The organism is Sporofaciens sp. JLR.KK001 (assembly GCF_036941055.1).
In the GTDB taxonomy this organism is placed as follows: Bacteria; Bacillota; Clostridia; order Lachnospirales; family Lachnospiraceae; genus Sporofaciens.
The window spans coordinates 3,095,161-3,110,972 of record NZ_JAYMNO010000001.1 but is presented as its reverse complement, the minus strand read 5'-3'; the positions used below and the strand labels follow the sequence as shown (position 1 = coordinate 3,110,972).

Genomic DNA, 15,812 nt, shown 5'->3' with positions numbered 1-15,812 from the left:
ATGTAAAAAAGGGTAACTTTAATAAACCTACTTATGTGGAAATTTAAAAAATTGATGAGAACCTCTTAAGCTGCGTTCTGTGCCTTGCCAGGATGCGCTGCAAAATATTGCTCGCAGTGTTCCTGAGGAGTGATGATCTTAAACGGTTTATTATCTCGGAGCATGGCAAAAATGATGTTGCAGATTTTATGCATGACAGCCCCGACAGCCACGTTTTTCTTCTTGCTTTTGCATTTGTCGGCATAGTAGCTGTGGATCACCGGATTTACTGGTGTTTTCGTCCCTTTGTCCACCTTTAGGTTATTAAGAGCCACCATATGCAGGATACGTCTGGCAAGACTGGACCCCCTCTTGGACATGTGGACCTTGTCACCATTGAACTTACCGGACTGCTTTACGGCGGGATCCAGGCCGAAGTAGGCATAAAGCTTCTTCGGGGAAGAAAACAGGTCAAAAGATCCCATTTCCGCAATCAGGACAACCGCGCTGAGGAAACCGACACCCCGTAGGGACTGGAGAAGGACGATGCGATCATAGGCCGGTGTCCCTTCCAGCTTATCAACAGCCTTATGCAGTTCTTTCAGTATGCTGTCCAGATACTCCTGGTATTCCCGATAGGTTTTGATATACAGCCGGATCCGGAGCGCGCTGCTTGGAAGTGAACGTCCGAAAACAGCGGCATCCTTTGCGGCGGCGCATATAGCATCATATTTGGCAAGGGCATACTTTTCCCCAAAGCGTGCCGTGCTGCGGATGGTTTTCACAAGCTCGTCTTTTGGAGCGGCAAGCATGTCCGCCGCAAGGGGGTAAGCTTCCAGAAGCTTTAAGGAAGTCTGCGTCGTGATCTTGCTGAACACCTTTAGGTATGCGGGGAAGGACACTTTGAGTTCCGCATGAAGCTTCAACACGATGGCGGATTGCAGATCCTTGAAATAATAGTAGTCACGCACGAGATTGCGCAGGTCAATGATTGTGTCATCCGGGACAATGGAAGTCTTAAGAGAGGCATCCAGGCCGACTTTAGCAGCTTTTTTTGAATCAAATTTATCATTATGCAGTTTCCTAATGTTCATATTTGTGCTATTCTTAGTAATGATAGGATTAATGACGGAGCAGTCAAACCCTTTATCACGAAGGAAGCACAGGAGCGGGATGTGATAGATCCCGGTGGACTCAAGGAAGCATCGGCTTTCGAGAGAATACGTCTCTTGTGCTTCCTTAATTTTTGTGACGGCAAGCTCACGGGACTCAGGATCCGAGTGAAGGATCTTAAAAGGTTTTCCTGTGAGAATGCCATTGGGGAGCATGATGGACATCCATGTGAAATCAGCGCCGACATCAAGCCCGACTGAGAGGTAGGGGATGCTTTCGAGCATCTTGAGTACTTTTTGAGAGTGCATCGTTTTATCCTTTCCGGCAGGCATCCATTTCCAGAAGATGGCTACACAACCTAGCGGCTTATACAGGTATAGCCTGGGGCTTCCCAACCAGCCAAAACATAAATCACCACCGAATGGACTGACAGACTTTCTAAGAGGTTTCACCAGCTACAAGGCTGGTTCCCAAGGAGAATACGTCAATGATCCTGCCTTCAGTGATTATACCTCTATATTTTGTCTGGCGCATTAAGGAAACCTCAGACAAGGTAAATAATGTTGCCTTATAACTTCTGATGGAGGGGGAATTCCTCCTTCCGTTATATCTATATAGATTTATTAGATTGGACTTTGTAACTATTAACCAGTAGTCATTCTTGACTACACCATTATTATACTAGGAGAACTAAAAGATGTTTTGCAGGAAATGTGGAAAAGAGATACAAAAAGGATGGGTTAAATGTCCATATTGTGGAACTTTGATAGGGAATGAAAGGTTGGCAGAAGAGAATGTGGAGGGTTCAAAGGGAATAGAAAAAAATATAAATCGACAGAGTAAAGTGAGCGAGAAGGCGCAGCAAGTTGTAAATCATTCAATGTCTGTAAATGATAATAAAAGTAGAATTGAGTATAGAAGCTTTTGGAAGTATCTATTACTTTCATTTGTCACTTGTGGGATTTATGGAATTTACTTTCTGTATGGTTATGTAAAGGACATGAATCGGCTATGTGAAGGAGACAGAAAAGAAAGTAAAAATTATATTGTTGTACTTTTATTGAGTGCTATTACATGTGGGATATATGGAATCTATTGGTGGTATGTGCAAGGAGAACGCCTGCATAATATAGCACCGAGATATAATGTAAATGTACGGGAAAAAGGTAGTGGCATATTATTATGGGAAATCCTTGGATGTACAATAATGCCGGGAATAGGAATGATTGTTGTTACTTATATTATGGTCGATAATATGAATATATTAGCAAAGGCATATAATGGTGAGATTTCTGAAAATGATTTACCAAGACTCAAAAATCCACATCCTCATTTGGTACGAAATGTATTGATTGGATATGGCGTATTCTTAATTGCGGTGCTTGCTACGATTTTTTTGATGTTAAGTGTATTATTTACAGAAGATTCTACAGAAGATTCACAAGAAATAGAACGTATAGTAGAGGAAAAGATTAGTTATTCAGACGCAGACATAGAGGGGCTTATTGGACAGTCGGAAGAAATATTGAAAGATACAGATTTTACATACGATGAAGATGAAATTGGGTATCAGCTTTTAGATGGAAATGTCGTTGTAGATTGTACAGATGGCATAATAAATATGATTATTATTACTGGCAATGCGGACGGTACACCAAGTTTTCATGGCGTGAAATTAGGAATGTCTATTGAAGAAGCGGAAGGATGTTTGGCAGATAAGTATGAAAATGCAGGAGAGGACGAAGGCAGAAAAGCATATCTTGATATAAACAGCAGAATCAGCGTAGGGATAAGGGAAGAAGCTGGCATTGTTGCTGAAATTGTTGCAGTACAGCTTGCAGAAGAAGAAATTCAAGGATACGTGAATGAAGAATATATTTTCCCGGATAGTGATAAAAAATATTTATCCGAGGATGAGGTTAGAAGCATTGCTGCGGAAGATATGGCGATTGGGAGAAATGAAATCTTTGCAAGGCACGGATATATTTTTCAAGACGAGGGGTTAAAAGCATACTTTGAAAGTATGTCATGGTATGAGGGGACGGTACCGTCAGATCAATTTAATTCTGAAGCAGTCTTCAATGACTTTGAGAAAAAGAATGTGGAATTAATCAAGCGTGTGGAAGATGAGATAAATGGTGTTGGACAAGCAAATGTTGGACAAGCAGCAGAGCCCTTTATTGGCATGGAAGGTGTTTATATTTGTACAAGTGTAGTAGACGGAGGTTTTACTGGAAAAATCAGTGTTTCAGGTGTTTCAAATGATTCGGTTAATCTTACACTTGGATGTTTGGATTTATCGTATGATGTTGCGACTGTACAAGGACAAATTGTAGATAGTAAAACAGTACAGGCAGATTTAAGTGGTTTCATTATTACCCTTATTTGGTCAGATTCTGAAAATATGATTGCCTTAGGGCAGGGAGAACTTATGGGTATGGATGCAGGAGTTATCATGGGAATTACAGATAATCAAAGCTATACAAGGCCGTTCGAGTTTAATCAGTGGTAAATAGATTATCATAAATTGAACTGACAAGAAGAATAATCTCCCTGTCTTTCCGTAGTAATATGAGGTTGTCTGAAACAAACTGCTTCATATTTTAAAGTATAGAAAGTTTGTTAGCTGTGTAACTATGTTCCATATATTAGAAGTGAAATATTACAGATGAAAAAGGTGTCCGAATCGGACACCTTTTCTCTGTTAGTGGTAGTTTTCAGAAGTATAGTAAAAGTAGCAAGGTTCAGTTATATATTATTATCATGAAACCATTCATAGAAGTGGCAGGAGGAAATCATCTTCCTGCCATTTGTTATGCCCAGAGAGGAGGAATGGCATATCTGGGAGATTATCATTATACCTGAATCCGTGAACCCAAAAGGTGAAAATATGTTAAAAATCGAATAACTACAGGGGGGTCGGAATTATAGGATTCCAAATATTTTTCACTATTGGGTGAAAGTATTTTAGGAGAATAAATCACCAAAAGCATAGTATTTTCAAACTCTCCGGAAATTTTTCACCCAAATGGTTCACGGATTCAGGATTATAGTAAAGAACATTGGCAGGGCAATCGTTAGGATTATCCTGCGGTGTTGGGGAAAGGAGGCAGAAGGATGAAAGGCATTGAGATTGCATTATTTATTATTGGGTGCGGCGTCAAGCTGGCAGAGATTATAGCGGAAGAAGATTAATTAAGAAGTATCGTCTGATAGTTGCCGGAAACTGGCGGCAGTCAAATTTAATGGGACTGACTACCGCCAGAACCGGCAAGAGGTAGAAAAGAATACAAAAACAAAGGTTGATTGAGAGAGGAGATTTCGATTATGGTGGCAAATGTTGAGAGTATGTTTTATGTAAGGGAAACCCCATGGCATGGGTTAGGGACGAAGGTATTAGAAGCCCCTGCTTCTAAGGACGCATTGCAGTTGGCAGGGTTGGACTGGCGTGTCCTGCAGGAACCGATTTACACAGCCATGGAAGAACTGGTAGACGGCTACAAGGCAAATGTGAGGGATTCTGACCGCAAGGTGCTTGGCGTTGTTACAGACCGTTACAGGGTGATTCAGAACGACGAAGCCTTTGCATTTACGGACGAATTATTAGGGGCGGGCGTGAAATACGAGACAGCCGGGAGCCTGCAGGGCGGCAGGAAGGTATGGCTGCTTGCCCATATGCCCCATGAGTACATCATATCCGGCGAGAGGATCAGCCCGTACCTGCTGTTTTCTAATACCCACGACGGTTCCGGTGCGATTAAGGTTGCGCTGACACCGATCCGGGTGGTGTGTCAGAACACCTTAAACCTGGCGTTGGCAAGTGCGAAACGTTCATGGTCTATGATCCATACCGGGGATATCAGGGAGAAAATGCAGGAGGCAAAGGATACCCTGTTCCTGGCAGAAAACTACATGGACGAGCTTGGCAAAGAGTTTGAAGCACTTCGCATGAAGAAGCTGACAGACAAACAGGTCATGGAATATATTGAGATTTTACTTCCGATTGAGGACGGTTCCACGCCTCAGCAGGAGAAGAATATGAAGCGGTTGCGGGAGGATATGAAAATCCGCTACTTTGACGCACCGGATTTGCAGGGCGTGGGGAAGAATGCCTACCGCTTTGTCAATGCGGTATCTGATTTTGCGACCCATGCAGAGCCTCTCCGCAAGACGGCGAATTACAAGGAGAACCTGTTTTCCCGCACCGTAGACGGGAACCCGGTAATAGACAAGGCATACCAGATAGTCTGTGCTGCGTGATGGGATGAGATGAGGGAATACATGTACAGAAAACGGTTGCAGCAGACATTTTGCTGGAAGATCAATGGGGAACTGAAGCTTTTTCAATATCAGGTCTTACAGAAAGAAAAGGAAGCAATCTACCATGCCGCCTACCAGATCGACTGTATCATCAGCATCTATGAGCTGCTTTTGGAAATGAGCAGGAGGATGTCGAGGGAGACTCTGGAGGCGACGATCGCATTTCCGGATATTTTAGAATTCCTCTATGAAGAATGGATGGGATACCAAGACTCGTATATGGGAGAACTACAGTTCTGCTTGAATCGAGAATTAGGGAAGATCCGGATGGATTACAGGATTATGAAGGAGGAGAATGGGATATGAAGAAACTGGTGTCTACGTTGGGGCTGGATAAGGCTGAGTGGCTGAAATACCGGAAGAGGGGGATCGGAGGTTCGGATGCCGGGGCAGTGTGCGGGCTGAATCCCTATCGTACCGCCATGCAGGTATATCAGGACAAGATTACGGAGGATACAGAGGATCTTGATAATGAGGCAATGCGCCAGGGGCGGGAGTTTGAGGATTATGTGGCGAGGCGGTTTATGGAGGCGACAGGAAAGAAGGTACGCAGGGCCAACGCCATGTTTTATGATGAGAAGCATCCGTTTATGCTGGCAGATGTAGACCGGATGGTGGTCAATGAGAATGCAGGATTGGAGTGTAAGACCGCAAGCCCCTATCTGGCAGATAAATGGGAGGACGGCAGGATTCCATTGCATTACCAACTGCAATGCCATCATTATATGTCCGTGTGCAATACAGATGCCTGGTATATCGCAGTTCTGATCTATGGGAGGGAGTTCAAATATTACCGGTTAGAACGGGATGAAGATATGCTTGCCGATCTGATCCGGATTGAAGAGGATTTCTGGAAGAACCGTGTACAGGCGGGAATCCTGCCGGACCCGGACGGCTCCAAGTTAGCGGACCGTGTGATCGCAGAGTATTTCAGGAGATCTGTGCCGGGGAAGATCTTGCTTGCCGGGTTCAATGAGAAATTAGACCGCCGTCAGGAATTATCTGAGAAGATGGCGGAGCTGGAGACGGAGAAGAGGCTGATCGAACAGGAATTGAAGCTGTATCTTGGGGAGGCAGAGATCGCGGAGAATGAACAGTACCGGGTATCCTGGAAGTCGGTGAGCAGTAACCGGATTGACGAGAAGCGTCTGAAGGAAGAAAAGCCGGAAGTATATAAGCAGTACCAGAAGACGGTGGAGAGCCGGAGGTTTACGGTAAAGGTAGCTTAATGCTTAGTAGCAGAAAGAATGCGAAAAATGTCATGATTTTATAAGGAAATCTTGGCAAAGTCGATATATAATAGCTGAAAAATCGGTTATAATCAAGGAGATGGAAACGATGGACAGAAGCTTATGGTAGAAAACAGAGGTGAAAAGAATGTTGGCAGTAAAAGGTTTATATAATGACGGACAGATTGTCTTCAAAAAGAAACTTCTTTTTGAAGAATTTTCAGGCAGTGTGGATCGGATGATAGATGTAAAAGCAGAAAAAATGGAGGCGCTGGACAGAAGATATGAGAGTATGGAACGATATGTCAGAGATTGAAGCCGTCAGTGAAGAAGCATTTTGTAAAATGCTTGGGTGAAAAACTAGCAAGTATAAGAATAAAAAATGTTAAGGGAGAGGCAGAAAATGTCTCTCTCTTATTTTATGCACGGAGGTAGATTATGTCAGGGGTAAAGGAAGAATTAGCACGGAGGGCGTCTAATATCAAAGAATCGGATAAGAAAGAAACACAGAATTCTAATAGCGGAACTTGTAGGTCTGACAACGAGGAATTATCTGTCCGTCTGCTGAGAGCCGACGAGATCGAGTGCAGGGTGTCAACCATCAATGAGAGGGGGTTAAGCCTGCTGCTTTATAAGGATGCCCGTGTGGACCAGAAGATCTTGGATGAGACATTTACTCCTTTTGGGTGGAAGCGGACTCATCAGATCATAGACGGGAACCTGTACTGTACGGTTGAGATATGGGATGCGGGGAAGTGCCAGTGGATCGCCAAACAGGATGTCGGTACGACCAGCTATTCGGAGAAAGAAAAAGGGCAGGCATCGGATTCTTTCAAACGTGCCTGTTTTAACTGGGGAGTGGGAAGGGAGTTGTATACCGCTCCGTTTATCTGGATCCCGGCGGAGAAAGTGTCGATTCAGAAAAAGGATAACAAATATGTTACATACGACCGGTTCTATGTCCGGTCGATTGCATATAACGAACAGCGGGAGATCGTGGAGCTTACGGTGGTAAATGGGAAGGGATATCTGGTATTTGAATTATCCCAGGGAAGCAGAAGCGGGAGGGATGCAAGGTCCGATCGGCAGACAAAATCAGGACGGGAATCAGGCATGGGACAGCAGACAAAGCCAGAGTCAAAGCCAAAGCAGGAATCAAAGGCGAGACAGCAATCAGAACCGGGGCAGCAAGCAATGACAGCGCAGGAAGAAACCGGGGTTACGGATCAGCAGATGGAAGTGCTGGAAAAAGAACTGGAGCGGACAGGAATCCCGGCGGCAACAGTGCTGGCAAGATATCAGATTGATACGTTTGAGCAGATGACGCCGGAAATATATACGAAAGCGCTGAACGGTCTGAAAAAAACGAAAACAAAAGTAGCAGCTTAGACAGTAAAGAAAAGATCAGTAAAGAAATAGATCAGGAGGTAGGAAAGATGAATTATCCAGAATTTATTTATAAGTTACAGAAAGCCTTGCAGGAGCGTGTGGGGGAAAAAGCAAAAGTTTGCCTGAGTATGGTAGAAAGATTAAATGGAACAAATGAGGATGCGTTGGTCATTGAAAAGGATGGAAAGGAGCTTCATCTGAGAATTTATTTAAGAGACCTGTATGAAGAGAGCGGTATGGAAAGTAATCTGGAAGCCTGTGTGGAAGGCCTGTATCATCTGTGTGAAGAGGAATCCTTCGTTGGCCGGGGAGATATACCGGAGAGCTGGCAGTCGGCAAAACGCAGGATCGAACTGCGCCTTGTGAAGAAGAAATGGAATATGGAAATGTTAAGAGAGGTTCCATATAAGGAGTATCTGGACTTTGCGGTGATATTCGTAGTATTTCTGGCAGAAAATGAGGCGGTTCATGCCACACTAACGGTTAGTCAGGAATTGATGAAAAAGTGGGAGATCGAGTTGGAAGAATTGTGGGAAGCGGCACAGGAGAATCTGAAGAAAGAGAGTTTCCTGGTTAAGAGTATAGAGTCTGTGCTGGGGGATGTGATTGGAGAAGAGGCAATGGAAGAGGATGTAAAAGAGCAATGCGGAGCGCTTTATGTTCTGTCAAATGCGAGACAGTGCTATGGTGCAAGAGTAATTCTGAGAAAAGATATCCTTCGCAGGTTTGCCAAAGAGCGTAACAATAATCTGTACTTATTGCCGTGTTCGATTCATGAGTTTTTAGCATTGGAGGATGACGGGGTATATGAAGGCTCTGGATTAAAGAATCTGGTCTGTGAAGTGAATGAGGAATCGGGGATGATAAAGCAGGAGCAATGGCTGTCGGATTCGGTGTATTATTATGATAGGGAGAAGGATGAGGTGAGAATTGTTGTGTAGGAGGAGCCTCACTTAAATAAAGTGAGGCTTAGTACGAGCCAGGCTTTCTTTTCATTTGTGGATTGTGCAGGATATTTCTCTGTGGTAAAATACAAATGAAATGGGATTTTAGGCAGACATTGTAAGAGAGGGAGATTATGAAGGATTTAAAAAGAGATATTTACGAAAGCCTGCTAGAGTGGAAAAAGAATTATTCTGGAAAAGTATTGGAAGTAGAAGGAGCGCGGCAGGTTGGAAAAACATATATCATCTCAAAGTTTGCAAGGGAAAATTATAAGAACTGTATCTACATTAATATGGCACAGACAACAGGAAGGGATTTTTTGACGTGTCTTGATACGGCAGAACAATGGAAACCGGGAGAGATAAGAGTAGAAAAACCCATTCATAAGGCGTTAGAGCTGTTTGATAAAAGTTTTGCAGATACTGAAGAAACAATTATATTCATAGATGAAATACAAGAATCAGCCAGGGTATTTTCGTTGATTAGACAGTTTGCAAGAGAATTTCAGGCACATTTTATAGTTACAGGCAGTTACTTGGGAAAAGTAATCGAAAAAGGGTATTTTCTGCCAGCGGGTGATTTGGATACAATAACATTGAATACGTTGTCCTTTGAAGAATTTTTAGATGCGGCGGGGAAGGGGGAGGTTTATAACAAGTTAGACTTGTATGGTGAAAGTAAGCCGGAAGAATATGAAGAAGTAAAAAGCTTCTATAAGATATATTGTCAAATTGGAGGATATCCGACGGTTGTAAAAAAGTATCTTGAAACAGGCAGTATACAGGAGGCGCAAAAAGAAATCGGAGGGATTATTCATATTTTTGTGCAGGAATCAGAACGATATTTTGATGATATTCTGCAAATGAATCTTTTGGAACAGCTTTTGCCTGCAATTGCACAGCTCATGTTAAAAGAAAAGAAGGGTTCCTCTGATCTTGTTAAGGAGCTGTCAAAGATTGTGTTTCATGAGGATACAAACCGGGTTACGAAAACGAGTATTAATCATGCGATTGCATGGTTTTACCGCTCACATATTATTGGCTATTGCGGAAAGGTAAACGAAGGCAATATTTTGAATGTCACCCCTAATTGCCGTTTCTATTTCTGTGATGTGGGTGCAGCTTTCTATTTTTTAAATATAGCGGGCGCTGCTCCAAGTGATATAGAGGGAATTGTGAATGAAAATTTTGTGTATCTGTATTTGAAAAAACAAGCGGAGTCTATGATGATAGCGGGAAATACACCAATGTTTGCTTCTTATCAGAAGGGAGAACTTGATTTTTTTGTAAACAGCAGAATGAATTATGTAAATTATGCGGTTGAGGTAAAAGCAGGAAAGAATCAGGGAAAGACAGCTATGCAAATGCTCCGGGATGGGAAGGTGTCTTATATTTACTATTTAAAGGGAGATACTTACGGCGGATGTGCGGGTAAGATTATTACAATTCCCATTTATCTGATGGGAAGGGTTGCATTTGACAGAGAAAGCGAATAGTACAAGACCATTTATATATAGTCGTACAGGCAGGAGAATACTCTTGCCTGTTTTCTTCAATCTGTAAGGGAGAATGTGGGGCATGAGAATTTTTATTTATAGCAGAAAATCGAAATGGACAGGCAGGGGTGAAAGCGTAGAAAATCAGATCTCTATGTGTAAGGATTATATCAGATACAATATCCCTGAATCGGAAAATGCAGAGATTATAGAATACGAGGATGAAGGATATTCCGGGAAAAATACCAACCGTCCGCAGTTTCAGAAGATGATGGGAGAAATCAAAAAAGGAAATTGTGATTATCTGGTATGTTATAAACTGGATAGATTAGGAAGAAATATTGCAGATCTGGCAAATCTGGTAGAGACTTTAAATAAGCTGAATGTTTCGTTTATTAGTATCAAGGAACGGTTTGATACATCTACACCGATCGGCAAAGCAATGCTTTACTTTGCCGGAGTATTGGCACAAATGGAACGGGAACAGATTGCAGAACGTGTACGGGATAATATGATTATGCTTGCCAGAAAAGGCAGATGGCTGGGAGGGAATACACCTCTTGGTTTTACGGCAGAAGCGGAGGAGAAGGTATCTATAAACGGCAGGAATAAAAAGAGTTTCCGGCTTGTAGTTGACGAAGAGGAGATGAAAATTGTCCGTTTTATATTTCGTGAATATTTAGAAAAACAATCGTTAGTCGGAATTGTGAAATATTTTTTGAACCACGATATTCGGACAAAGCGCGGTAAAGAATATTCAACAACTGCTATACGGGATATTTTAACGAATCCGGTGTATTGTACGGCAGATCAGGAGTCTTATACATACTTTTGGAATCTGGGGTGTCAGGTTTGTATGGATGAAGAGGAAGCGGATGGAACAAGAGGGATGATCTCCTATGCGAAGACATCTTCTACAGAATACAAAGGAAAGGATAATTCACCGGAAAAATGGATTATTGCGTTAGGCAGACATAAAGGGATTGTGACTGGGAAAGAATTTGTAAAAATACAAAATATCCTTGAGAGAAATCGTTCCAGAGGAGATATGTGGCATAAACCGCAAAATAAGGTATCTCTTTTGTCAGGGCTTTTATATTGTTCCTGCGGGCATGTGATGCGTCCGAAATATTATTCTTCTGAACAAGTGACGGAAAAGGGTGACAGGAAATTTTCTTATCTTTGCCCGTATAAGGATCTGACACATGGGGAGAAATGTTCTGTATCAAACGTGCAGGGCAATACATTGGATGAGCTGGTCTGCAGGGAGGTCTTGCGATATTCAGAGGAAAATTCCAATATCCATAAGATGTTAGAAAAAGCGGTAGAGCGAATCAGCGAAACGAAAGAAGATAAAATTTCAACTGTTGACATTCTGGATCAGGAAATCAGGAGCCGTAAAAAGGAAGTGCAAAATCTGATCCATGTGCTTGGAAAATCAGGAGGGAATGAAGAATTTATAAGCCAGATAGAAAAGCAGATCGTGAAGCTCAACGAGGAATGTACAGCGTTGGAAAAAGAGAGGTCAGATATAGGAGAGGACGGAAGAAGTGTACAGGGAGATAAAGAGCAGCTGGAATTTCTGAAGGAACAGCTTTCTTCTTTTGCGAATTTGTTTGATACCCTTTCTGTGCCGGAAAAAAGAGAGTATCTGCGTATGATTCTTGATAAGGTTGTCTGGGATGGAGAGCAGGCCCATATTTTTATCTATGGCAGCCATTGATATAGAAAAAGCGGAAGCAAATCGGTGGCTGCCGGGCAAATTGTTTCCGCTGCGGACACATCGCATTGCCGCATCCCGAAGGTCCGACTATGGATACGAATTCCCCTTTGTTCAGTGCAAAAGATATGTCCGTAAGAGCGGGGGTCTCTCCCTCCAGGGTGTGATAGGCGTAGTGGATATTCTTAAGTTCTAATACTTGTTCCATAGGAACCTCCTGTGATGACTATATATCTATTTTATGTAAATATCATAATTTAGTGACGGATTCATCTTGTCAGAAGCGCCTAAAGCGGTTATAATTCAAAAGTATAGTCTTTGGAGGAGAATCATTCAGATGAATTATCAGAGGGAACTGGAGAAATTGATCGAGCGTCTGGGAAAGGAAGAGAAGATACCAAGGCTTCTGCTTCATAGCTGCTGTGCGCCTTGCAGCAGCTATGTGATGGAGTATTTGAGTAATTATTTTGAGATTACCGTATTCTATTATAATCCTAATATTTACCCGGAGAGTGAATATACCAAGCGGATCTTGGAGCAGCAGACATTGATCGGGGAAATGAAAACACAGCATCCGATCTCATTTATCGCAGGCAATTATGATAAGGATCGTTTCTACGAGATGGCGGAAGGGCTGGAGCAACTGAAAGAAGGCGGGGAACGGTGTTTCAGGTGCTATGAATTAAGACTTCGGGAGTCGGCAAGGCTTGCGAGGGAAGTTGGTTTTGATTATTTTGCGACAACATTAAGCATCAGTCCTCTTAAGAATGCGGCGAAGCTGAACGAGATCGGGACGCGGCTGGCAGAAGAATATGGAGTCAGCTATCTGCCGTCTGATTTTAAGAAGAAGAATGGATATAAGCGTTCGATTGAGCTGTCGAAGAAGTATGGATTGTACCGGCAGGATTACTGCGGGTGTGAATATTCCATTGAGGTGCCGCGCAGGGCGTAGCAGGCGGTGCACGCTGAATGTGACAGGACGGCTTGTCTGAGATGTTACAATGTATGAGATATTTTATAAATATAAGGGAGATGAAAACTATGGCACAGTTATGGGGCGGCCGTTTTACGAAGGAGACGGACCAGCTGGTATATAATTTTAACGCATCGATCTCATTTGACAGGAGATTCTATGCACAGGACATCCGGGGAAGCATTGCGCATGTTATGATGCTGGCGAGGCAGGGAATCCTTACGGATATGGAGAAGGAGAAGATTATAGCGGGGCTGGAAGGGATTCTTACGGATGTAGAGAACGGCAGGCTTGAGATCACGGAGCAGTATGAGGACATCCACAGCTTCGTGGAGGCGACGCTGATCGACCGGATCGGAGACCCGGGAAAGAAGCTGCATACGGGAAGGAGCCGGAATGACCAGGTGGCTCTGGATATGAAACTGTATGTGAGAGACGAGGTACATATTCTTGATCATTTGATAGAAGAGCTTCTTTGGGCGGTTCTTTCCATCATAGAGGAGCATATGGATACTTATATGCCGGGCTTCACCCATCTGCAGAAAGCACAGCCTGTGACGCTTGCTCATCATATGGGAGCGTATTTTGAGATGTTCAGGCGCGACCATGAAAGGCTGCGGGATATTTACAAGCGTATGAATACCTGTCCCCTTGGTTCCGGTGCATTGGCGGGCACCACTTATCCGCTGGACCGGGATTATACAGCGAACCTGCTTGGATTCGCGGGACCGACTATGAACAGTATGGACGGGGTATCGGACAGGGATTATCTGATAGAGCTCATGTCGGCATTGTCTATTATGATGATGCATCTGAGCAGATTTGCCGAGGAGGTTATTATCTGGAATTCCAATGAATATCAGTTTGTGGAGATCGACGACGCCTACAGTACCGGGAGCAGCATCATGCCGCAGAAGAAGAATCCGGATATTGCGGAGCTGGTACGCGGCAAGACCGGACGTGTCTACGGCGCGCTGAACGCGCTTTTGGTCGCGATGAAGGGAATACCCCTTGCATATAATAAGGATATGCAGGAGGATAAGGAGTGGGCGTTTGACGCCATTGATACGGCGAAGGGATGTCTTGCGCTTTTTACAGGGATGCTGCGGACCATGAATTTCCGGAAGGATCGGATGGAAGACAGCGCGAAGCATGGATTTACCAATGCGACGGATGCCGCTGACTATCTGGTGAATCATGGAGTGCCGTTTAGGGATGCGCATGGGATCGTGGGTCAGTTGGTGCTTCTGTGTATCGAGAAGGGGATTGCGCTGGATGAACTGCCGCTTCCCGAGTACCAGAAGATCTCAGCGGTATTTGAGGAGGATATCTATGACGCGATCAGTATGGAGACTTGTGTCAATAAGCGGGTGACAACGGGAGCACCGGGAAGAGAAGCGATGGAAGAAGCTGCCGCCGTTTATAGGAAATATATGAACGAATACTTGAAGGATTAAGGAGTGGATGAGAATGGAACAGAGATTAAGAGTAGGGATCTTAGGAGCAACGGGGATGGTGGGACAGCGTTTTATCTCACTGCTTGAGAACCATCCGTGGTTTGAGGTCGTGACGGTGGCCGCAAGCCCAAGGTCGGCAGGGAAGACCTATGAGGAGGCGGTAGGAGATCGCTGGAAGATGACCACGCCGATGCCGGAGGGTGTGAAGAAGCTGACCGTGCTGAATGTGAATGAGGTTGAGAAGGTTGCGGCGACCGTTGATTTCGTGTTCAGCGCCGTGGATATGACGAAGGAGGAGATCAAGGCCATAGAGGAAGAGTATGCGAAGACGGATACTCCGGTGGTTTCAAACAACAGCGCACACCGCTGGACTCCGGATGTTCCGATGGTAGTGCCGGAGATCAATGCAAAGCATTTCGACGTGATCGAGGCTCAGAAGAAACGTCTGGGAACGACCCGCGGATTTATCGCGGTAAAACCGAACTGTTCGATCCAGAGTTATGCGCCCTGCCTTGCAGCCTGGAAGGAATTCGGTCCGACGGAAGTGGTTGCGACTACTTATCAGGCGATCTCAGGAGCGGGCAAGACATTTAAGGACTGGCCGGAGATGATAGAGAACATCATCCCCTATATCGGCGGAGAGGAAGAAAAGAGCGAGCAGGAACCGCTCCGTGTGCTGGGTAAGGTGGAAGAAGGGCAGATCGTGAAGGCTGCCCTGCCGAAGATCACTTGTCAGTGCATCCGTGTTCCGGTTTTAAACGGACATACGGCGGCAGTCTTTGTTAAGTTCGAGAAGAAGCCGACAAAGGAACAGCTGATCGAAAAGTTGGTGAATTATAAGGGATATCCGCAGGAGGCCGGCTTACCAAGCGCCCCGAAGCAGTTTATCCAATATCTTGAGGAAGATAACCGTCCGCAGGTGACCCTGGACGTTGATTATGAGAACGGGATGGGTGTTTCCATCGGACGTCTCAGAGAAGACAGCATCTATGATTACAAGTTTGTGGGATTATCCCACAATACAGTCCGCGGCGCGGCCGGAGGCGCGGTCCTCTGCGCTGAGGCGCTGACCGCCAAGGGTTACATCAAAGTAAAGTAAATCTATCGCCCCGGCAATTTGCCGGGGCAGATACGCATATCTTCTCTTCTTTATAAATCTGATATAATCTTATTCTGTAGAAATAGTTCATAT

General features: G+C 44.2%; 13 protein-coding genes and 1 pseudogene. 12 read left to right on the top strand and 2 right to left on the bottom strand.

What is annotated here, in order from left to right; translation table 11 throughout:
• Positions 1–65: 65 nt before the first annotated feature.
• Entirely contained in the window at positions 66–1,400 is a 1,335-nt protein-coding gene (locus tag VSQ62_RS15980; RefSeq protein WP_334632994.1) for an IS110 family RNA-guided transposase, read from the bottom strand.
• 389 nt (positions 1,401–1,789) lie between these two features.
• Between VSQ62_RS15980 and VSQ62_RS15975 the strand changes: the two genes are divergently transcribed.
• The 9 genes from VSQ62_RS15975 (at position 1,790) to VSQ62_RS15935 (ending at position 12,193) form a co-directional block, all read left to right on the top strand.
• Positions 1,790–3,604, top strand: a complete 1,815-nt coding sequence (locus tag VSQ62_RS15975; RefSeq protein ID WP_334635806.1) for a DUF4234 domain-containing protein — start codon at positions 1,790–1,792, stop codon at positions 3,602–3,604.
• A gap of 815 nt (positions 3,605–4,419) precedes the next feature.
• The gene (locus tag VSQ62_RS15970; RefSeq protein ID WP_334635805.1) at positions 4,420–5,352 is read left to right on the top strand and encodes a DUF932 domain-containing protein; all 933 of its coding nucleotides are present in this window, start codon (positions 4,420–4,422) and stop codon (positions 5,350–5,352) included.
• A gap of 21 nt (positions 5,353–5,373) precedes the next feature.
• Positions 5,374–5,718 (top strand): DUF3848 domain-containing protein, encoded by a 345-nt coding sequence (locus VSQ62_RS15965; RefSeq protein WP_334635804.1) that lies wholly within the window; start codon positions 5,374–5,376, stop codon positions 5,716–5,718.
• Complete coding sequence (locus VSQ62_RS15960; RefSeq protein WP_334635803.1) at positions 5,715–6,641, top strand: YqaJ viral recombinase family nuclease; 927 nt, start codon at positions 5,715–5,717, stop codon at positions 6,639–6,641. Before VSQ62_RS15965 ends, VSQ62_RS15960 begins: the two co-directional genes overlap by 4 nt.
• 148 nt (positions 6,642–6,789) lie before the next feature.
• On the top strand, positions 6,790–6,957 hold the full coding sequence (locus VSQ62_RS15955) for a hypothetical protein (RefSeq protein ID WP_334635802.1): 168 nt from the start codon (positions 6,790–6,792) through the stop codon (positions 6,955–6,957).
• A 122-nt stretch (positions 6,958–7,079) separates the two neighbouring features.
• Positions 7,080–8,030: a hypothetical protein gene (locus tag VSQ62_RS15950; RefSeq protein WP_334635801.1), complete on the top strand. Its 951-nt coding sequence runs from the start codon at positions 7,080–7,082 to the stop codon at positions 8,028–8,030.
• Between the two features lie 47 nt (positions 8,031–8,077).
• Positions 8,078–8,971, top strand: coding sequence for a DUF5688 family protein (locus VSQ62_RS15945; protein ID WP_334635800.1), 894 nt, complete (start codon positions 8,078–8,080; stop codon positions 8,969–8,971).
• 137 nt (positions 8,972–9,108) lie between these two features.
• Positions 9,109–10,470, top strand: a complete 1,362-nt coding sequence (locus VSQ62_RS15940; protein WP_334635799.1) for an ATP-binding protein — start codon at positions 9,109–9,111, stop codon at positions 10,468–10,470.
• A gap of 82 nt (positions 10,471–10,552) precedes the next feature.
• A complete protein-coding gene (locus tag VSQ62_RS15935) occupies positions 10,553–12,193 on the top strand; it encodes a recombinase family protein (RefSeq protein ID WP_334635798.1) in 1,641 nt (546 codons plus the stop codon).
• A gap of 61 nt (positions 12,194–12,254) precedes the next feature.
• Here VSQ62_RS15935 and VSQ62_RS15930 read toward each other — a convergent pair.
• Positions 12,255–12,398 (bottom strand): annotated as a pseudogene (locus VSQ62_RS15930) (spermidine/putrescine ABC transporter ATP-binding protein); the annotation flags it as partial.
• 129 nt (positions 12,399–12,527) lie between these two features.
• On the opposite strand from VSQ62_RS15930, the gene VSQ62_RS15925 reads away from it, so the two are divergent.
• The 3 genes from VSQ62_RS15925 (at position 12,528) to asd (ending at position 15,719) form a co-directional block, all read left to right on the top strand.
• A complete protein-coding gene (locus tag VSQ62_RS15925) occupies positions 12,528–13,142 on the top strand; it encodes an epoxyqueuosine reductase QueH (RefSeq protein ID WP_334635797.1) in 615 nt (204 codons plus the stop codon).
• An 89-nt stretch (positions 13,143–13,231) separates the two neighbouring features.
• The gene (gene argH / locus VSQ62_RS15920; RefSeq protein ID WP_334635796.1) at positions 13,232–14,620 is read left to right on the top strand and encodes an argininosuccinate lyase; all 1,389 of its coding nucleotides are present in this window, start codon (positions 13,232–13,234) and stop codon (positions 14,618–14,620) included.
• 13 nt (positions 14,621–14,633) lie between these two features.
• Positions 14,634–15,719, top strand: a complete 1,086-nt coding sequence (gene asd / locus VSQ62_RS15915) for an aspartate-semialdehyde dehydrogenase (protein WP_334635795.1) — start codon at positions 14,634–14,636, stop codon at positions 15,717–15,719.
• The last annotated feature ends 93 nt before the right edge of the window (positions 15,720–15,812 follow it).